Raw genomic sequence first — 18,974 nt, 5'->3', positions numbered from 1 at the left:
CGCCATGGCCGAGCCGCTGATCATCGTCGGCAATGGCATGGCCGCGACACGGCTGGCCGATGAGCTCAGCCAGCGCGCGCTCGGGCGCTATTCCATCGCCGTGATCGGGGACGAGCCGCGCCTCGCCTATAACCGCGTCCTGCTCTCGCCCCTGCTGGCGGGCGAGATCGGCGGCAGCGAGATCGAGCTCAAGCCGGCGGAGTGGTGGCGGGCACGAGGCGTCTCGACATTCTACGGCCGCGCCGTCACCGTGATCGACCGCGCCGCCAAGACGGTGACGCTGAGCGACGGGCTCAGCCTGCCCTATGGCAAGCTCGTCCTCGCCACCGGCTCGCGGCCGCTGATGCCGCCAGTGCCGGGCTTCGAATTGCCCGGAGTCGCCACGTTCCGCGACGTCGCCGATGCCGCACGGTTTCGCGCCGTGGCCGCGGGCGCGCATGTCGTGGTGATCGGTGGCGGGCTGCTCGGTCTGGAGGCGGCTTACGGACTCGCCAGGATCGGCGGCAAGGTCACGCTCCTGCATCTGGCCGACCGGCTGATGGAGCGCCAGCTCGACCGCGAGGGCGCGAGCCTGCTCGCCGCTGCGATGGCCGCGCGCGGCATCGACATCCGGCTGAATTGCACCGCCGAGCGCTTCGTCGGCGAGGGTCGGGTCGAGGCGGTGGAGTTGCCCGACGGCAGCGCGATCCCGGCCGATCTCGTCGTCGTCGCCATCGGCGTGCGCCCGCGCGTCGAGCTCGCAGTGGCGGCGGGGCTCGACGTCAATCGCGGCATCGACGTCGATGACGGGCTTGCCAGCAGCGATCCTGCGATCTTCGCCATCGGCGAATGCGCCGAGCACCGCGGCCAGACCTACGGCCTGGTCGAGCCGGCCTATGAGCAGGCGCGGGTGCTGGCGGCACGGCTCGCCGACCGGAGGGAGCGCTATACCGGCTCGCTGCTCTCCACCAATCTCAAGGTCTCCGGCGTCGGTGTCTTCTCGGCCGGCGAGTTCGATGCCGGCGAGGGCACCGAGACGGTCGTGCTGCGCGATCCCGCCGCCGGCATCTACCGCAAGTTCGTGCTGCGCGACGGCCGGCTCGCCGGCTGCGTGCTGGTCGGCGATACGCAGGGCGCGCTGTTCTATCTCGGGCTGATCCGCTCGGGACAGGACATCAGCGCGATCCGCACCGACCTGCCTTTCGGCGAAAGCTATTGCGTCAGGGAAGCCGCCTGATGCGCCATGACGCTCCCCTCGCCCCGGCCGCGACGCGCACCACCTGCCCCTATTGCGGGGTCGGCTGCGGCGTTCTGGCGACCCCGGACGGGCTGGGAGGCGCGGCCATCGCAGGCGATGGAGAGCATCCGACCAATCGGGGACGGCTCTGTTCCAAGGGCTCCGCGCTCGGCGAGACGCTGGGGCTGGGCCACCGCGTGCTGCACCCGCTGAAGCGCAACGCAGCGGGCGGCTACGACCGCGTGAGCTGGGATGCGGCACTCGATGCGGTGGCGGACGGCTTTCGCGCGATCATCGACCGCGACGGGCCGGAGGCAGCCGCCTTCTATCTCTCGGGCCAGCTCCTGACCGAGGATTACTACATCGCCAACAAGCTGATGAAGGGCTTCATCGGCTCGCCCCATGTCGACACCAATTCGCGGCTTTGCATGTCCTCGACGGTCGCGGCGCAGCGCCGGGTCTTCGGCTCGGACACGGTGCCCGGCGCCTATGAGGATTTCGACAGCGCCGACCTGATCGTCCTCGTCGGTTCGAACACGGCCTGGTGCCATCCGATCCTGTTCCGGCGGATGCAGGACAACCGGCGCGAGCGCGGCGCGCGCCTCGTCGTCCTCGATCCCCGCATCACCGCGACGGCGGACGATGCCGACATGGTGCTGGCGTTGAAGCCGGGCTCCGACGCGGCGCTCCTCGCCGGGCTGCTCGTCCATCTCGCCGATCGCTGCCTCATCGACCGCAGCTATGTCGCGCGCCATGTCGCGGGTTTCGACGAAGCGCTCGCCAGTGCGCGGGAGATTGCGCCGGACATCACCTCGGTTTCCGCCTCGACCGGCCTGCCGGAGGAGCGGATCGCGGCCTTCTACGAACTCTGGGCCAGCACGCCACATGTGGTCACGGCCTGGAGCCAGGGCGTCAACCAGTCGGCGCAAGGCACCGACAAGGTCGCGGCGATCCTGAACTGCCACCTGGCCACCGGCCGGATCGGGCGGCCCGGCTGCGGGCCCTTCTCCCTCACCGGCCAGCCCAATGCCATGGGCGGGCGCGAGGTCGGCGGGCTCGCCAACATGCTCGCCGCCCATATGGGCTACGCGCCGGACGAGATCGACCGCGTCCGCCGCTTCTGGCAGGCGCCCAACATCGCCCGCCGCGAGGGGCTGAAAGCCGTCCAGATGCTGGACGCGGTCGCGGATGGTCGCATTCGCGCCCTATGGGTGATGGCGACCAACCCGGCCGTCTCTCTCCCGAATGCCGACAAGGTCAGCGCCGCGCTCGCCGGGCTGGACCTCTTCATCGTCTCAGAGAACGTACTCTCGAACGACACCCTGGAGGCCAGACCCCATTACATCCTGCCGGCGGCGGCCTGGGGCGAGAAGGATGGCACCGTCACCAATTCCGAGCGGCGGATCTCACGCCAGCGCGCCTTCCTGCCGCTGCCGGGCGAAGCGAAGCCGGACTGGTGGATCATCGGCGAGGTCGCGAAGCGTCTCGGTTTCGGCGAGGCCTTCGCCTATGCCGGCCCGCACGAGATCTATGCCGAACACGCGGCGCTCTCCGCCTTCGAGAACGACGGCGCGCGCGATTTCGACATCGGCGCCCATGCCGGCCTCGACCGGGCCGGCTATGACGGGCTTCGGCCCGTGCAATGGCCTGCGCCGTCACGGCAGCCCGGCGGCACCGACCGCCTCTTCGGAGACGGTGGCTTTTTCGGCCCCGAACGACGCGCGCAGATGCGCCCGCTCGCCGCACCGAAGCTCGCCGCGCAGACGAGCGAAGACTTCCCTCTGCTGCTCAACACCGGCCGTGTCCGTGACCACTGGCACAGCATGACCCGGACCGGCTTCAGTCCACGGCTCAGCGCCCATATCGCCGAACCTTCGGTCTCCGTGAATCCCGCCGACATCGCGCGCTCAGGGTTGGCGGAAGGCGGCTTCGCCCGCCTCGCCAGCATCCACGGCACCGCGATCCTGAGGGTCGTGGCCGATGGCGGCGTGGCCGAGGGAGCGGCGTTCGCGCCGATCCACTGGTCGGGGGAGACGGCGTCCGACGCGCGCATCGGCGCCCTGACGCAGCCGCTTTGCGACCCCTTCTCGGGCCAGCCCGAAATGAAGGCGACGCCGGTTTCGATTGCGCCTGTCGCCTATCGCTTCGAAGGCTTCGTCCTGGCGCGCGATCCCTTCGCCCTGCCGGCGGAGAGCTGGTGGGCACGGCTTGCCGTGCAGGGCGGCGAGGGCAGGCTTTTCGCCACCAACCTGTCCATCGATGCAATCGCGACCCTGATGCGCGAGCGTTTCGGCACGGACGAACTGACCGAGCTGATAGACCGCGACGGCGGCAGCTATCGCTGTGCCGTGCTCCGGGATGGCCGGCTCCTGGCCGCTTTCTTTCTCGCTCCTGCCGGCCGCGCCCCGCTCTGGGACACGGTCAAGGCCATCTTCGCCGATCCAACGGCAGCCGTGGAGAGCCGGCTTGCGCTGCTTGCCGGACGCGATCCCGGCGGCACCGATCCCGGCCCGACCGTCTGTGCCTGCTTCGGCGTCGGCCTGAACGCGATCCGCGCCGCCTTCGAAGCCGGTGCCGCGACGGCCGAAGAGATCGGCCTTCAGCTCAAGGCGGGGACCAATTGCGGCTCCTGCCTTCCCGAAATCCGTCGCATCCGCTCGCAGGCCGGCGCAAGCGAGGCCGCATGACGCATGCGACGGAAAAGCGCGATCAGAGGCAAGAGCGCGATCAGAGGAGAGACTGGAACATGGGTCTGCCTGTCTTGAAAGGCGCGGCTGCCGGCGCGACGGTCGTCACGCTCCCGGGAAAACCCTCCGAGGTTCTGCCCCTGCCGGCCGGACCCGCGAAGTCCTTCCCGGCCCGGCTGGCTCCCCTTGCGAAAGGCGCGCTTGCCAACCTGCTGCCGCCATTGATCACGGTCGCGCTGATCCTGCTGTTCTGGCAGCTCGCCGCCTCCGGCCCGCAATCCTCACTTCCGACGCCGAGCAAGATCTGGGAGGAGGCGAAGGACCTGATCGTCGAACCGTTCTACTGGGCGGGCTCGCAGGATATCGGGCTGGGCTGGCGCATCCTCGTCTCGCTGCAGCGCGTCGCCATCGGCTTCAGCCTGGCCGCCGTCGTCGGCGTGCTGCTCGGAGCGCTCGTCGGCCAGTCGGTCTGGGCGACGCGCGGACTCGACCCGGTCTTCCAGGTGCTGCGCACCGTGCCGCCGCTCGCCTGGCTGCCGCTCTCGCTCGCGGCCTTCCGCGACAGCCAACCCTCGGCGATCTTTGTGATCTTCATCACCGCGATCTGGCCGGTGATCATCAACACGGCGGTGGGCATCCGCAACATCCCGCAGGATTACCGCAACGTCGCGCAGGTGCTGCGGCTGAACCAGATCGAGTTCTTCTTCAAGATCATGGTGCCATCGGCCGCGCCCTACATCTTCACGGGCTTGAGGATCGGCGTCGGCCTGTCATGGCTTGCCATCGTCGCAGCAGAGATGCTGACCGGCGGTGTCGGCATCGGCTTCTTCATCTGGGACGCGTGGAACTCGTCCCGCCTCTCCGACATCATCGTGGCGCTGGTCTATATCGGCGTGGTCGGCTTCCTGCTCGACCGCCTCGTTGCCCTCGTCGGCCATGTCGTCACCCGCGGCACCGCGACCAACTGAGGAGCGAAGTGATGAGCTATCTCAAGATCGACCATGTCGATAAACGCTTCCAGCGCGGCGCCGCCACCACGGAAGTGCTCAAGGACATCAGCCTCGTCATCGACAAGGGCGAGTTCGTCTCGATCATCGGCCATTCCGGCTGCGGCAAGTCGACCCTGCTCAACATCGTCGCGGGTCTCACGCCTGCGACGACCGGTGGCATCCTGCTCGAGGGCAAGGAGGTCAACGCGCCGGGGCCGGACCGCGCCGTGGTCTTCCAGAACCACTCGCTGCTGCCCTGGCTCACCGTCTACGACAATGTCGCGCTCGCCGTGAACAAGGTCTTCGGCGGCTCGAAGAGCAGGGCCGAGCGGCATGACTGGATCATGCACAATCTCGACCTCGTCCAGATGGGGCATGCCAGGGACAAGCGCCCGGGCGAGATTTCCGGCGGCATGAAGCAGCGCGTCGGCATCGCGCGTGGTCTCGCCATGGAGCCCAAGATCCTGCTGCTCGACGAGCCTTTCGGGGCGCTCGACGCACTGACCCGCGCGCATCTGCAGGACTCGGTGATGCAGATCCATGCCGCGCTCGGCAACACCATGATCATGATCACCCATGACGTCGACGAGGCCGTGCTGCTCTCCGACCGGATCGTGATGATGACCAACGGCCCTTCCGCCCGCATCGGCGAGGTTCTGGACGTACGTCTCGCCCGCCCGCGCCAGCGGCTCGAGCTGGTCTCGGACCGGACCTACATCGCCGCGCGCGAGGCAGTGCTGAAATTCCTCTACGAGCGCCATCGCTTCGTCGAGGCAGCGTGACAGCGACGGCCATGAGCGACGATTTCACACCCGACCAGAAGCGCTATCTCGAAGGCTTCGTCAGCGGCATGCAGTCGGCCCGCACGGCGCGCGGCCTCGGCCCGCTCGGCGGCGCGCCGGGCAGCGCCCCGGCCAAGCCTGATGGCCCCGACAGGGAGCATGCCGAGGCGCAGGCCAGGACGGTCGCGGCTGGTGGCAAGCTCGTCGATCAGGAGAAGTGGAAGGCGGCCGAGCATCCATTCGACGCCTATGCCCGTTTCAAGGATCAGGCCGCGTCGGGCACCTATCCCAAGCCCGAGGACAATTTCCGCTGGCGCTATCACGGCCTGTTCTACGTGGCGCCGGCACAGAACAGCTATATGTGCCGGCTGCGCATCCCCAACGGCATCCTCACGGCCTGGCAGTTCGCCGGCGTCGCCGATCTCGCGGAGCACTTCGGCGGCGGCTACAGCCATGTCACCACCCGCGCCAATCTCCAGATCCGCGAGATCGCCGCCGAGAACGCACCGCTTCTGCTGGAAGGGCTCACCGATCTCGGCCTGACCGCGAAGGGCTCGGGCGCCGACAACATCCGCAACATCACGGGATCGGCGACCGCCGGCATCGACCCGCTCGAACTGCTCGACACCCGCCCGCATGCCCGCGCCTGGCACCATCACATCCTGAACGACCGCTCGCTCTACGGGCTGCCGCGCAAGTTCAACGTCGCCTTCGACGGCGCCGGCTCGGTCGCGACGCTGGAGGACACCAACGATATCGGCTTCCAGGCCATCGAGGTCATGGACGGGGCGGCGTTCGAGGAGCAGCCGGTCGCGCCCGGCATCTGGTATCGCCTCGCGCTCGGCGGCATCACCGGCCACAGGGACCTTGCGCGCGACACCGGCGTCATCGTCGCCCCATCCGATGCGATTGCGATCGCCGATGCGATCATCCGCGTCTTCATCGCCAACGGAAACCGCACGGACCGCAACAAGTCCCGCCTCAAATACGTGCTCGATGCCTGGGGCTTCGACGCATTTCTCGCCGCTGTCGAGGAGAAGCTCGGCCGCCGCCTGATCCGGCTCGACGGCGCCTTCGTCAAGCCACGCCCTTCTTATGACCGGCTTGCCCATATCGGCGTCCACGCGCAGACCCAGGCCGGCCTGAACTGGATCGGCGTGGCGCTGCCCGTCGGCAAGCTCACGGTCCAGCAGATGCGCGTCATCGCGTCGATTGCGCAAGGATGTGGTGATGGCGATATCCGCCTCACCGTCTGGCAGAACCTGCTGATCTCGGGCGTGCCCGATGCGAAGGTCGAGGACGTGCTCGCCCATCTGCAGGCCATCGGCCTCTCCGCCGAAACCTCGGTGCTGCGCGCCGGGCTGATCGCCTGCACCGGCGCGACCGGCTGCAAGTTCGCCGGCGCCCATACCAAGGAGGATGCGCTCGCCATCGCCGCCCATTGCGAGCCGCGCATCACGCTCGACACGGCCGTCAATATCCACCTGACCGGCTGCCACAACTCCTGCGCCCAGCACTATATCGGCGATCTCGGGCTGATCGGCGTCAAGATTCCGGTCAATGACGAGGGCGACACCGTGCCCGGCTACCATGTCTTCGTCGGCGGCGGCTTCGGCGTCGAGGGCGGCATGGGCCGCGAATTCCGGACCAACGTGAAGGCGGAGGATGCGCCGACCCTGGTCGAGGCGATCCTGCGGAGCTGGCAGGCACATCGCGCCGCACCCGACGAAAGCTTCGTCGCCTTCGCCCGCCGCCACGAGATCACGGCGCTGCAGGCCATGGTCGAGCAGATCGGGGATGCGGCATGACCGTCCAGAGCGCGAGCCCGATCGTCCAGGTCCTGCCGGAAACCGCGCCCTTCAGCGACGAGCAGCGCTCCTGGCTGAACGGCTTCTTCGCCGGGCTGCTGTCGCTCGACAATGCCGGCGTGACCGCTCTGTCACCGGCCGAGAATGCAGCCGTCCTGGCCGAGGCCGAGGATGGCGCGCCCTGGCACGACCCGTCGCTGGAGATGACCGAGCGCATCAAGCTGGCCGAAGGCAGGCCGCTGCCACGCAAGCTCTACGCCGCCATGGCCCAGCAGGATTGCGGGCAATGCGGCTATGTCTGTGAAAGCTACTCCGCCGCCATCGCGTCAGGCGCCGAAAGCCGGCTCAATCTCTGTGCACCGGGCGGCAAGGAGACGCTTCGCCAGGTCAAGGCGCTGATGGAGGAGCCCGCCGCTGCCGCCGCGAGCGCTCCCATCGAGACCGCGCCGGCGGCAGAGCCCGGGCCGAAAGGGCGCTGCCGCGAGAACCCGGCACTCGCGACCTTCCTCTCGCGCCGCAAACTCAACGGCGAAGGCTCCGAGAAGGAGACCTGGCATGTCGAATTCGACCTCTCGGAATGCGGCCTCGATTACGTCGTCGGCGATGCCTTCGGCATCCTCGCGCAGAACGATGCCCGCCTGGCCGATGCCGTGATCGCCCTCCTGGGCGCGCGGCCGGATGCAGAGATCGGCGGCAAGCCCCTGCGCGAGAAGCTCATGGAGGATTGCGCGCTCGGTCCCGCGCCCGACGCCCTGTTCCAGCTCATCTCCTATGTCACCGGCGGGGAGACCCGGGCCAAGGCCAGGCGCCTCGCTGCCGGTGAGGATCCGGATGGCGATCTCGACCGGCTCGACGTGCTCGGGGCGTTGCACAAGTTCTCCCAGGCACGGCTTTCGGCCGAGGCCTTCGTCGAGGCGCTCGATCCGCTCCAGCCGCGGCTCTATTCGATCTCCTCCTCGCACAACGCGACCCCCGGCCGGATCTCGCTAACGGTCGATGCCGTGCGTTACAAGGTCGGCTCGCGCCCGCGCTGGGGCGTGGCCTCGACCTTCCTCGCCGAGCGCGTGCGCCCCGGTGACAAGGTGCCGATCTATGTCCAGCGCGCCCACGGCTTCGGCCTGCCGGCCGATCCGGCGACGCCGGTGATCATGTGCGGCCCGGGCACGGGCGTCGCGCCGTTCCGCGCCTTCCTGCACGAACGGCAGGCGACCAGGGCGCCCGGCCGCAACTGGCTGTTCTTCGGCCATCAGCGGCGTGCCTGCGACTTCTTCTACGAAGACGAATTGCAGGCGATGAAGGATGCCGGCTTCCTCACCAACCTGACGCTCGCCTGGTCGCGCGATGGCGAGAAAATCTATGTTCAGGATCGCATGCGCGAGCGCGGCAGCGAACTCTGGTCATGGCTCGAGCAAGGCGCGCATTTCTACGTCTGTGGCGATGCCAAGCGGATGGCCCGGGATGTCGAGCGGGCCCTGGTCGACGTCGTCGTGACGCATGGCGGGCGCTCCGCCGAGGACGCGATCGCCTATGTCGCCGCGCTGCGGAAGGCCGGCCGCTATCAGGCTGATGTCTATTAGAGGTTCATGCTCTCAACGCCATCAAAGGGCTAGGCTGGCGCCGCAGCGCCCCGCGATCCTGACCGTCGTCCGGTCGGAGGCGGTGGAAGATCGGCGGGAACGCTGGTAGAGTGCATCGATGCGGGAGAACCGGCACGGCACGATGCGCAATCTTATCGCTGCGATGGCGGCTCTGCTGGCCATGCTGCTCTCGCTGCCCGCCCATGCCCAGTTCGACGCGACGCCCGGCAATGCCCCCTTGTATCCGGGCGGGCCGCGGCAAGGCCTGGGGCCGCCGTCGATCACCGACCATGTCCCGGATATCCGATTGCATTCGAGCCAGGGCGGCATTCCCGGCGCCGGGCCAGCCATTGGCTCCGGCGCCAATGCTCTGCGCCCGTACGAACCATCCCCGGCCAGGCTCTATCGCAGGGCCGACCGGACGAGCGGACTCGGGCGTCATTGCCAAACGGCATCGCGCCAATGCACGCTCCGACGACCGGCCGCTCTGGGCGACGATTGCTCATGCCGCACGCCCCGGAATGGGCGCAGGCACGGCCACGTCGTCCGTTAGCTGCTTCCTGCAAAGCCGCGCCTCCGCTCCGTGGCGCGATGAATACAAGGTCATGCAAGCTTTATCAGCCAAACAGGAACTGCGTCGTGCCTTCCGGCATATCGAGCAGGAATTGCCGACCCGGATGGCGGCGGCCCTGAGATGGCTGCGCCATCCCCGCTCGCGGCTGGTCCGCATCCCCGCCGGCATCGCCCTCATCGCCGGAGGCGTATTCTCGTTCCTGCCGTTGCTGGGGCTGTGGATGCTGCCGCTCGGCCTGCTCCTGCTCGCAGCCGACGTGCCGTTCCTGCAGCGGCCGATGGCGCGCTTCGCGCTCTGGTGCGTCCGTGCGCTCAACCGCTTCCGGGCCTGGCGCAAGCGGGATTGAGTCCGCCGCGGTCAGACAATCAGCTCGGTGATGGGCAATCGCGCGCGATGCAAAGCGGCGTCCGGCGGCACCCGACCCAGCCGGAAGACGTTGACGAGCCTGCGCCCGGCCGGCAACGGATGGCGCGCGACGAGGGCGGCATTGCTGACCGGCCAGTCGGCAAGCACCGAGATCGGGCAGGCGCCGAGCCCCTGCGCCGCCATCGCGAGCCAGGCCCGGTATAAGGCACGGCCCGTCTCCAGCGGGTCCTCGCCCAGCGGCCGGTGAAACAGCGCGATCGCGCCCGATGCCGTCTTCGCGCGCTCCCGCGTCAGCGGCTCGGCGAGGCCGAGGCGCTTCAGCAGCGGGAACAAGGGCCCGAGCACGAGGGATGCTCCCATCGCCTCGACGCTGCCCAGCGCCATCGCCTCCGCATTGAGGCCGTCGCGGCCATAGCGCGGATCGTGGCGCGACAACCGCATCCAGGCGAGCAGCTCACGCCGATGCGCATCTTCGCACAGGAAATGGAAGCCGGCGCGGTCCGCCAGCTCCGCGATCTCCGCGACGGCGAGGCCTGGTGGGACAACCAGGAGATCGGGTCCAAACGCCAGCTTTTGAAGAGCTTCCTGTAGATCGGCATCGGCCGGCAGAAAGCGACCGCGCCAGGAGCGTCGGCCTGCGACAGCCGAGGCGAGCGGGTCCGCCGCCCCGCCGGGGCCAAGCGTCAGACGGGCGATCACGCGCAGCCCCGAGACCTCATCCGAGCCATCGCCCAGCTCCATACGCGCGATCCGGAGGCTATGTCCGCCACAGGCCAGCGACAATCCTTCGATCGCCGCGCCATGCGAAAGCCGGACATCGTGGCCGGTCGGGTCCCCTGCCGGCAGGCGCCTCTCGCCATCCTCCAGGACGAGCACCGTGTCGGCCGCGAGCAGGCGCCAGCGCGTCGGCTGGATGTTGTGGACGCTTGGCGCCAGGCTGGCTTCGGCGATCAGCGTCTCGAACAGGTCGCTATCGAGCATCGCTCAATCTCGCAAGGACTTCGCGAAGAGATGCAGCCGATGCAGCGGTTTGGCACCGGCCTTCTCGGCCTGGCGCAAGCTCGGTCCGTTGACGTCGGCGATCCAGGTGCCGCCGAGCTCCGTATAGCCGGCCTCCTTGAGCGCGCTCGCTACCTTGAACAGCATCGCCCCATTGAGGCCGCGATTGTGGAAGGCGCGGCTGACCGACTGGTAGACGATGACCGCGCGCCGATTCGTCCAGCGATGCTGCAGGAATCGGAAGGGAAAGCTCAGGCCCATTCGCCCGCCGGTCGCCTTCACAGCGGGTTGAGATCGGGGATGGCGATGATTGCGCCGACCGGCTCGCCCTTGTGGTGGACGACGGTCGAGATGCGCTTGTCGATCACCCACATCATGTCGCCGGCCTGGAAGCGATATTCCTCCGCAGTCGGTGGCACGAACATCGGGTTGTCGTCGAAGCCGTCATTGAGGATGAGGCGGGAATCCTCCAGGCGCTCCGCGAAATGGCGGCGGTCGATCGGCATCCAGCGATAATCGGGATCGGCGAGGATCTCCTGCTGCTTCGGCCCGAGCAGACCGCGCGGATCGATATCGGCGAGATCGATCCGGAAGGTCGTCATCGGGAAGGTCGGGGCATAACCGTTCGCTTCGAGCAGGCGCGCGATATACGGCGGGCTCCAGAGCATGTCGGTGAAGGGCGCGTTGTCGAAGCCGCCGGTGACGACACCGGCTTGCTGCATCGCGGTCAGATTGAAGTTGCCGACGAGTTCGGCCATGCCGCGCTCGCGCGCCCAATTCTCCGCCGAGCCGAGTAGGGCCGCAGCAATCTCGGGATCATCAGCGCAGTCGAAATAGCCGAACTGCGCGCGCAGAGTGCCGTGCCTGGTGTTGGAGGCGTCATGGATCGCCGCGACGATGCGGCCGAGGGGTCGGCCATCGCGCAGCGCGGTGAACAGCTCGAAACGGCCATGGCCCTGCGTCACCAGCGGATTCCGGGCAGGATCGAGCATGCGATCGAAATCGGACCACATCGGCGGGACATAAGAACTATCGGGCGGATAGGCGTTGGCGGTGACGACGAAGGCCGCCTTGCGGTCGTTGCTGCAGATCTCGATCATGCGGCTGCCTCGCTCGGTGCGGTTGCCAGCAAGCGGCGCACCAAGGCCAGTGCCGTCTCGGTCGCCGGATCGGCAGAGACCACCGGCACGGTCACTAGCAGCAGGTCGAGCGGCGCTTCGCCGAGCACGAGCAGATGGCTCGCGGCATGGGAGGCCATCAGCGCCGCCAATCGCTCGGCAGCCGGATCGGTCGCCGGCCAGGGCCAGCCGCGCCCGGAGGCGTGCAGCACACCGATGCCATGCAAGGCCGGCCGCAGGATCGCCGGGTCATAATCGGCGAGTCCGGCTTCATCGAGCCGGCGCGCACTGCCGAACAAGGGATGCGTGGCGAGCTGGGCGATCAAGGCTTCCCGCGTCTGCGCTCGCGACCGAGCAAGGGAATCGAGGATTCCGGGCGCTTCCGCATCGAAAGCGCTCGACAAGGCATCGACAGCCAAGGCGATGGCGAGCACGCCGGCGAGCGCGACGGCACAGAGCCGCGCGGCATGGGCGAAGCCGGCATCGGGCGTCACGAGCGCCGCCGCCAAGCCCAGGAGCAGCGCAGCGACGACGCGCAAGCTGAGCATCGCAAATCGCTGCCGCCGCGCCGGAGCGGCCCCGCCGGTCACCAGCAGGATCGAGACCAGCAGCAGGGCACCGACGCCGCCGAGCCTCACCGGCAGACCCGGCAGCAACTCGCGAAAATCGCTGAGCGCGAAGGGCAGGATCAGGAAAGCGCAAAGCCCAAGTCGCCAGACACTGGTGTTCTCGGACACGGTCAGCGAGGCCTGATCCCGCCGGAACAGCAGGAGCCCGCAGAAGGCGATGGTCAGGAGCTGGAAGCCGGCCAGCGCCAGATCATAGGTCCGGCCCGGCTCGTCGAAGCCGAGGAGACCGGCGAGAACCAGCAGGAGCGAGCCGGCAAGCACTGCGATCTTGACCGGGCGCGGCGCATGCCGCCGCAGCATACCCTCAGTGACGGTCAGCGCACCGAGCGGGAACAGTGCGGCGCAAGCGAGCGCCAGCCGCCCGAGCAGCACGCTGCCGCTCCACCAGCCCAGCGCCCGCAGCAGGAAGAGCGCCGCGACCAGCCCCATCGCGACAAGGAAGCGCCGGGCCAGCGCGCCACGCGGATCGCGTCGGCGCAGGGTCGCCATGGCCACCGCGAGCCCGAGCGCGCCACAGAGATCGACGATCGAATCCGCCACCAAGCCTGGGTTGGCGAAGCCGCCGGTCATGGCCCAGAGACCATCTTGGCCAGCGCGCGCGCCACGAAGGGCTTCAGCAGCGCCGCGACCGGGGCCGGCCAGGGCCGCTCCACCGCCGGCCGGTAGGGATTGAAGAACCAGCCTCGGCAATCGGTACCGGTGCGCCGGTCCAGCGTGAGCGCGATCGCCTCATAGGCCATCATCATGCCGGTGGTGATGACCATCGGCGCGAAGGACATGCGGCTGCGCCGCCCGGCAGCGACCTCGCCGGCGATCGCGAGATCGACATGATGGCGCGAGCGCGAATGCAGCATGACATGCGTGACCTCGCAGAGCATGGCCGCGCGCTTGTCATCATCCGATAGCGTCCGCCAGTCCTTACTGAGCGTCGGGAAGCCCAGGCGCTCTTCGGGACGCAGATCGCCGGGGCGCACCACGATCACGGAGGGCAAAGGCGCCATATAGGCGTCGATGACGGTCGCGCCCGCGATCTTGGCCGTGCGGTAGAGATGCAAGCCGGCCGCAATGTCGTCCATACCATTGACGATCACCGGACAGCGACGGGCGATCTCCGGCAGGCGCTCGACCCATTCGGCGCCAAGCACCTCGATCTCGATTTCCGGGTTGATCGCGCGCGCAGCCTCGGCCGCCGCTTCGGCCTTCGGCCGGCCGATGGTGCCGGCATTGGCGAAGACCTGCCGGTTTAGGTTCGATATCTCGAAGACGTCGATATCGGCGATGACGAAGCGGCCGACCCCAGCTCGGACCAGAGCCATGAAGGCCGCCCCGCCCATGCCGCCGACCCCGCAGACGAAGATCGTCGCCTGCCTGAGTTTCGCCTGCTCGGCCTCCGAGACGAAGCCGATATTGCGGGTGGCGAAAAGCTCGTAGCTGAAGCCGGGGATCATGGTTTCGTCCTTGCCGTGCGCGGACGCAGCGTACCGAAACGGCGGCTATCGTCGAGCCAATGCACCAGCGGCAGCAGGAGGCGCTGTACCAGCAGGAAGGCCGAAGCGCCGAGCAGTCCCGGCAGCGATGAACGTGGCACCTGGCCGAGCAGGTAGCTCCGCGCCGCGGCTAAATCCATGCGGCCGAGCTGGAGCACGTCGTCGCCGCGGCCGTAATCGAGCTTCTCGCGGCAGAATGCGTTGTAGCGCTCCTCGCGGTGATGTGTCGCCTGTTCGAAGCTCTTCTTCAGGTCGTCCGAGCCGCCGGTATAGGCATCGGTGATGATCGAGTGGCTCTCGTCGAAGCCGGCTTCGGGGCCAACGCCGAAGACATGGCGGTGATCGCGCATGATCTGCCGCGCGAGCGAGAGATGCGCAAAGCTCTGGCGGCTGCCCGGATCGGGCGAGGGATAGACCTCCGAAAAGGTCTCGCAGACCATGCCGACGACGCTCGGCACCTGCGTGACGTTGGAGATCCAGCGCGGTCGCAAACCTCCGCGCACGAACAGCACCAGCACGGTCAGGCCGTAGAGCACCCAGGACAGACCGCGCCCGCGTACCTCGGGATCGACCATGACGAGGCCGAGATGGGTGACCTGCTCGGGCTCGCCCGCGAGCGTGAGCGGCATCTGCGCCAGCGCATTGAAGGCGATCGGCCGGCCGGTCGCCGTCTCGCTGATCAGGGTGACGATGCTCTGGCTCAGGCGCTCGCGCTCGCCGGAGAAGACGCCATAGGTCAACGCGCCCTGCGCCAGCGTCCGGCCCGCGACCGTGCGCAACTGCTCGACCAGCGCGGCGAGTTCCGCATCGTCGAGCACGGCGCCGGGCCGCTCGATGATGCGGGTCTGCTGGCCCGGCGCGGTGGTCAGCCTCAGGTCCAGCGTCGGCCGGGTCAGCGCCTTCAGCCAGAAGCCGAGCATCAGGCCTCCACCGGGGCGGGCGCCGCAACCCGTTCCTTGACCAGCCTGGTGATGCCCGCGAAGTCGAGCTTGCCGGAACCGAGCACCGGCACGGCCGGCACCACCACGACCTCGGCCGGGATCATCAGGTCCGCCGCGCCCCTGGCCTTGGCGAAGGCCTGGAAGGCCGCGCGCGTCGCGTCCTTTTGCTGCGTCACCAGCACCAGCCGCTCGCCCTTGCGGGCATCGGGGAGGCTCGCGACGCCGGAGAGCACGCCCGGCCAGCATTCGGCGGCGAGCGCCTCGACCGCGGCGAGCGAGACCATCTCACCCGCAATCTTGGCGAAGCGCTTGGCCCGGCCCTTGATGGTGACGAAGCCGTCCTTGTCGATCACGACGATGTCGCCGGTATCGTGCCAGCCTTCGGGCGGCGGCTCCAGCACACCGGGGTTCTCCGATTTGAGATAGCCCAGCATGATGTTGGGGCCGCGGACATGCAGGCGACCGCCCTCCTCGACGCCCGGCATCGGCTCGAGCCTGGCTTCCATGCCCGGCATGATCCGGCCGACCGTGCCGAAGCGGTTGAACATCGGCGTGTTCAGCGCCAGCACCGGCGCGGTCTCGGTGACGCCATAGCCTTCGAGAATGCGCAGGCCGAATTTCTCGGCATAGGTCCGCCGCGTCGTGTCCTTCACCGGCTCGGCGCCGGCCACGATGTAGCGCAGCGAGCGCAGATCGTAGGGGTGCGCGGCGCGGGCATAGCCGGTGAGGAAGGTGTCGGTGCCGAACAGGATCGTCGCATTCGAACCGTAGACCAGTTCCGGTACCATCCGGTAATGCAGCGGCGAGGGATAGAGATAGACCGGCACGCCCGAGACCAGCGGCAGGATCAGCCCCGCCGTCAGGCCGAAGGAGTGGAAGACCGGCAGCACGTTGAAGACCTTGTCGCGCCGGCCGAAATCGATGCGGGCCGCCGCCTGCGCCGCATTGGCCAGCATATTGCTGTTGCTGAGCACGACGCCCTTGGGGGCGCCTTCCGAGCCCGAGGTGAACAGGATTGCGGCGCGGTCCGAGCCCTTCGCCTGCTCGATCGCATGGCCATGGCGCCAGAGCGCTTTGAGCTTGTCGCCGGTCGAGACGGTGGCGCGGACGTCTTCGAGATAGACAATCTTCACGTCGGCGGAGAGCGCCTCAATCAGGGGCCCCATCCGGCCCTTCTCGACGAAGGCGCGGGAGGTCACGATGGTCCTCACCTGCGCGGCCTTGCAAGCGGCGGCGATATTGCCGGCGCCGGCCGTGAAGTTGATCATCGCCGGCACGCGCGCCGCCGACATCAGGCCGAGCAGCGTCACCGCCGCGCCATTGGCATTGGGCAACATCACGCCGATCGCGTCGCCCTTTGCCGCCAGCGGCATCAGCTTGCGGCCGAGCACCTCGGCGCCGATCAGGAGGCGCTTGTAGGTCAGCGTGCCCGTGATCGGGTCCTCGACCGCGACACGGCCCTTGCCGTTGAGCTTCGCGGCCTCGGCGACAGCCTCGAAGACGCTGCGGTCGATAACGGTGGTCTTGAAGATCAGGTCCGACATGATCTGGTAGAGCGCGGCGCCCGCAGCCTGGCGGCGCGGCTTGCCCTTGAGCTCGTCGGGCACGGTCAGCGAGACCGGATCGAGCACGGTGACGCGCACCTTGGGGAACCAGCGGCGGCGGACCTGCTCGCGGGTCAGGCGCGAGAAGATCGTCGCTTCCAGCCCCTCGATGCGGACCGGCACGATCGGCACGCCGGATTTCTCGGCGATCATGCCGACGCCGTCATAGACCTTCATCAGGCTGCCGGTGACGGTGAGGCGCCCTTCCGGGAAGATCACCAGGCTCTCGCCGTTCTTGACCGCGTTGATCAGCGAGCGCGTCGCCAGTGGGCGTGACGGATCGAGCGGCATCGCCCGTGTCAGCTTCAGGAAGGGTTTTACCCACCAACGCTGGGCGATGCCATGGTCGATGGCGAAGACCGGCTCCTTGTCGAGGATCGAGAGCGCCAGCGCGGCATCGAGGAAGGAGACATGGTTCAGCGCGATGATGGCGTTGTCGCCGGCCTTGGCAATGTTCTCGCGGCCGGTGACCTCGACGCGGTAGAAGGCGCGGAACAGGATCGAGAGGAAATCGCTGAGCGGATTGGTCGGCAGCGTCCGGAAAATCCAGACGGAAGCCGCGATGGTCAGGACGCCGATCAGCATGAAGAGATGGCTGAGCGTCAGGCCCGCAGCCTGCAGCAGGGCGACGACCGCCGCGCCAGCGACCATGAAGGCAGCCGAGAGCACGTTGACGGCGGCGACGATGCGGGCGCGTTTCTCGGCCGGCGCCCAGGCCTGGGTCGCGGCGAAGGACGGCACGATGAAGATGCCGCCGGCGATGGCGAGGCCGGCGAGGTCGATGCCGACGCGCCAGGCGGGAGAACCGCCGAAGAAGACGCCTATATCCTGCGCCGGCTGATGCGCGATGACGCCGGACACGGCCCAGCCGAGATCGAGCGCGAACAGGCCCATGACGATGCCGGCGACCGGCACGGGCAGGAGCACGATGCGCCCGCTCGCCAGGAAGGAGCCGATGCCGGAACCGACGGCGATCGCGATCGCGAAGGTGGCGAGATAGGCGGAGACGACCATCTCGGTGCCGCCCATGCCGTTCTTCACCAGCGCCGGCAGCAGCGCCATCACGACGGCGCCGATCAACCAGAAGAGCGAGACCATCACGCCGGTGCGCCAGAGCCGCGCATCGGCCCAGAGGTCTTTCAGGAGGTCGCGGGTCGAGCGCAGGATGTTGCGGTCGATCGCGAGATCGGGCGCGGCCGCGCCGGTCTTGGGGATGAACAGGGTCGAGACCCAGCAGGCGAGTGCGAAGACCATGATCAGCAGGCTGAGTTGCGCCGCATCGCCACCCTCGCGTGCCGTCAGGCCGCCGGCGATGGTGCCGAGCAGGATCGCGATGAAGGTCGCGCCTTCGATCAGCGCGTTGCCGGCCGGCAGTTCCTCACGCTTCAGGTGATCCGGCAGGATGCCGTATTTGATCGGCCCGAACAAAGCCGCGATGACGCCGAACAGGAAGAGCGCAGCGAACAGCATCGGCACGGAATGCAGCGTGAAGCCGAGCGCCGCGACGCCGGCCGCGCCGATCTCGGCGAGCTTCAGGCGCTGCGCCATCATTGCCTTGTCGAAGCGGTCGGCCATCTGGCCGCCGATGCCGGAGAGCAGGAAGAAGGGCAGAATGAAGAGCCCGCCGGCCAGCGTCACCAGCGCTTCCCCATGCGAACCGGCGAGCCGGTAGAGGATGATGAAGACCAGCGCGTTCTTGAGGAAATTGTCGTTGAAGGCGGAGAAGAACTGCGCCCAGAACAGCGGCGCGAAGCGCCGTTTCAGCATCAAGGTGTCGAACATCATGCACTCGCGCGGTTCGAGGAAGGTTCGCATCGCCCCCGCAAAGCAATCCTTGCCGGCGGCGGGCGATGCGATCTTGCGGTTAAGCGGAGCTTACCGGCGAGGTTCACGGCGCCGGCTTGCCGGCATCCATCAGCAGGCGTTCGGTGCGGGCGTCCTCGATGCGGTTCACCAGCCTGGACGCCTCGTGCATGTCGCGCACTGTCTTGGTCATGGTGATGCAGGACTGGACCAGCATGACGCAACCCATGGCGAGATAACCCCTGGCCCACCAGTCGAGCGGCAGGAACAGGATACCAGCCGCGACCATCGCGCCGGCCGCGAAGAAGGAGGCGTAGGTGAAGCTGACCCAGGCGCCGCTATGCGGCTGAACGTTCTGGTTCATGATGACGATCTCCCTGTTTGAAATGCGATT

Annotated in this window: 15 protein-coding genes; 7 read left to right on the top strand and 8 right to left on the bottom strand. The window is 68.2% G+C overall.

What is annotated here, in order from left to right:
- Positions 1-4: 4 nt before the first annotated feature.
- The 7 genes from ASE61_RS08490 (at position 5) to ASE61_RS08460 (ending at position 9,979) form a co-directional block, all read left to right on the top strand.
- The gene (locus ASE61_RS08490) at positions 5-1,216 is read left to right on the top strand and encodes an NAD(P)/FAD-dependent oxidoreductase (protein WP_061966459.1); all 1,212 of its coding nucleotides are present in this window, start codon (positions 5-7) and stop codon (positions 1,214-1,216) included.
- Complete coding sequence (locus tag ASE61_RS08485) at positions 1,216-3,903, top strand: nitrate reductase (protein ID WP_061966458.1); 2,688 nt, start codon at positions 1,216-1,218, stop codon at positions 3,901-3,903. Before ASE61_RS08490 ends, ASE61_RS08485 begins: the two co-directional genes overlap by 1 nt.
- Positions 3,904-3,962: 59 nt before the next feature.
- On the top strand, positions 3,963-4,871 hold the full coding sequence (ntrB, locus tag ASE61_RS08480; RefSeq protein WP_061966457.1) for a nitrate ABC transporter permease: 909 nt from the start codon (positions 3,963-3,965) through the stop codon (positions 4,869-4,871).
- Positions 4,872-4,879: 8 nt separating this feature from the next.
- Positions 4,880-5,674, top strand: coding sequence for an ABC transporter ATP-binding protein (locus ASE61_RS08475; RefSeq protein ID WP_061966456.1), 795 nt, complete (start codon positions 4,880-4,882; stop codon positions 5,672-5,674).
- An 11-nt stretch (positions 5,675-5,685) separates the two neighbouring features.
- Positions 5,686-7,482, top strand: coding sequence for a NirA family protein (locus ASE61_RS08470; protein WP_061966455.1), 1,797 nt, complete (start codon positions 5,686-5,688; stop codon positions 7,480-7,482).
- A complete protein-coding gene (locus ASE61_RS08465; protein ID WP_061966454.1) occupies positions 7,479-9,059 on the top strand; it encodes a sulfite reductase subunit alpha in 1,581 nt (526 codons plus the stop codon). The genes ASE61_RS08470 and ASE61_RS08465 overlap by 4 nt, the downstream gene beginning before the upstream one ends.
- 605 nt (positions 9,060-9,664) lie before the next feature.
- Entirely contained in the window at positions 9,665-9,979 is a 315-nt protein-coding gene (locus ASE61_RS08460) for a hypothetical protein (RefSeq protein ID WP_061966453.1), read from the top strand.
- An 11-nt stretch (positions 9,980-9,990) separates the two neighbouring features.
- Here ASE61_RS08460 and ASE61_RS08455 read toward each other — a convergent pair whose 3' ends face one another.
- The 8 genes from ASE61_RS08455 to ASE61_RS08425 form a co-directional block, all read right to left on the bottom strand.
- Complete coding sequence (locus ASE61_RS08455) at positions 9,991-10,980, bottom strand: hypothetical protein (RefSeq protein ID WP_244492763.1); 990 nt, start codon at positions 10,978-10,980, stop codon at positions 9,991-9,993.
- A gap of 3 nt (positions 10,981-10,983) precedes the next feature.
- Positions 10,984-11,280 (bottom strand): hypothetical protein, encoded by a 297-nt coding sequence (locus tag ASE61_RS27070; RefSeq protein ID WP_244492762.1) that lies wholly within the window; start codon positions 11,278-11,280, stop codon positions 10,984-10,986.
- A complete protein-coding gene (locus tag ASE61_RS08450) occupies positions 11,277-12,098 on the bottom strand; it encodes a GNAT family N-acetyltransferase (RefSeq protein WP_244492761.1) in 822 nt (273 codons plus the stop codon). Before ASE61_RS08450 ends, ASE61_RS27070 begins: the two co-directional genes overlap by 4 nt.
- Complete coding sequence (locus ASE61_RS08445; RefSeq protein WP_061966452.1) at positions 12,095-13,315, bottom strand: hypothetical protein; 1,221 nt, start codon at positions 13,313-13,315, stop codon at positions 12,095-12,097. The genes ASE61_RS08450 and ASE61_RS08445 overlap by 4 nt, the downstream gene beginning before the upstream one ends.
- A complete protein-coding gene (locus ASE61_RS08440) occupies positions 13,312-14,193 on the bottom strand; it encodes a ThiF family adenylyltransferase (protein ID WP_061966451.1) in 882 nt (293 codons plus the stop codon). The genes ASE61_RS08445 and ASE61_RS08440 overlap by 4 nt, the downstream gene beginning before the upstream one ends.
- The gene (locus ASE61_RS08435) at positions 14,190-15,152 is read right to left on the bottom strand and encodes a hypothetical protein (RefSeq protein WP_061966450.1); all 963 of its coding nucleotides are present in this window, start codon (positions 15,150-15,152) and stop codon (positions 14,190-14,192) included. Before ASE61_RS08435 ends, ASE61_RS08440 begins: the two co-directional genes overlap by 4 nt.
- On the bottom strand, positions 15,152-18,559 hold the full coding sequence (locus ASE61_RS08430) for an acyl-[ACP]--phospholipid O-acyltransferase (protein ID WP_061966482.1): 3,408 nt from the start codon (positions 18,557-18,559) through the stop codon (positions 15,152-15,154). The genes ASE61_RS08435 and ASE61_RS08430 overlap by 1 nt, the downstream gene beginning before the upstream one ends.
- A gap of 106 nt (positions 18,560-18,665) precedes the next feature.
- Positions 18,666-18,944: a YiaA/YiaB family inner membrane protein gene (locus ASE61_RS08425; RefSeq protein ID WP_061966449.1), complete on the bottom strand. Its 279-nt coding sequence runs from the start codon at positions 18,942-18,944 to the stop codon at positions 18,666-18,668.
- Positions 18,945-18,974 lie beyond the last annotated feature (30 nt).

The sequence above is a fragment of the Allobosea sp. Root670 genome, assembly GCF_001429415.1.
Taxonomy (GTDB): domain Bacteria; phylum Pseudomonadota; class Alphaproteobacteria; order Rhizobiales; family Beijerinckiaceae; genus Allobosea; species Allobosea robiniae.
The sequence above is the reverse complement of the archived record's forward strand: the minus strand, read 5'-3'. Positions and strand labels throughout refer to the sequence as shown.

Bases quoted from the DNA above. Each gene is read 5' to 3' on its own strand.
- ASE61_RS08490 (WP_061966459.1), top strand. From the start codon at position 5: ATGGCCGAGCCGCTGATCATCGTCGGCAATGGCATGGCCGCGACACGG.
- ASE61_RS08485 (WP_061966458.1), top strand. From the start codon at position 1,216: ATGCGCCATGACGCTCCCCTCGCCCCGGCCGCGACGCGCACCACCTGC.
- ntrB (WP_061966457.1), top strand. From the start codon at position 3,963: ATGGGTCTGCCTGTCTTGAAAGGCGCGGCTGCCGGCGCGACGGTCGTC.
- ASE61_RS08470 (WP_061966455.1), top strand. From the start codon at position 5,686: ATGAGCGACGATTTCACACCCGACCAGAAGCGCTATCTCGAAGGCTTC.
- ASE61_RS08465 (WP_061966454.1), top strand. From the start codon at position 7,479: ATGACCGTCCAGAGCGCGAGCCCGATCGTCCAGGTCCTGCCGGAAACC.
- ASE61_RS08460 (WP_061966453.1), top strand. From the start codon at position 9,665: ATGCAAGCTTTATCAGCCAAACAGGAACTGCGTCGTGCCTTCCGGCAT.
- ASE61_RS08455 (WP_244492763.1), bottom strand. From the start codon at position 10,980: ATGCTCGATAGCGACCTGTTCGAGACGCTGATCGCCGAAGCCAGCCTG.
- ASE61_RS08450 (WP_244492761.1), bottom strand. From the start codon at position 12,098: ATGATCGAGATCTGCAGCAACGACCGCAAGGCGGCCTTCGTCGTCACC.
- ASE61_RS08445 (WP_061966452.1), bottom strand. From the start codon at position 13,315: ATGACCGGCGGCTTCGCCAACCCAGGCTTGGTGGCGGATTCGATCGTC.
- ASE61_RS08440 (WP_061966451.1), bottom strand. From the start codon at position 14,193: ATGATCCCCGGCTTCAGCTACGAGCTTTTCGCCACCCGCAATATCGGC.
- ASE61_RS08435 (WP_061966450.1), bottom strand. From the start codon at position 15,152: ATGCTCGGCTTCTGGCTGAAGGCGCTGACCCGGCCGACGCTGGACCTG.
- ASE61_RS08430 (WP_061966482.1), bottom strand. From the start codon at position 18,559: ATGTTCGACACCTTGATGCTGAAACGGCGCTTCGCGCCGCTGTTCTGG.
- ASE61_RS08425 (WP_061966449.1), bottom strand. From the start codon at position 18,944: ATGAACCAGAACGTTCAGCCGCATAGCGGCGCCTGGGTCAGCTTCACC.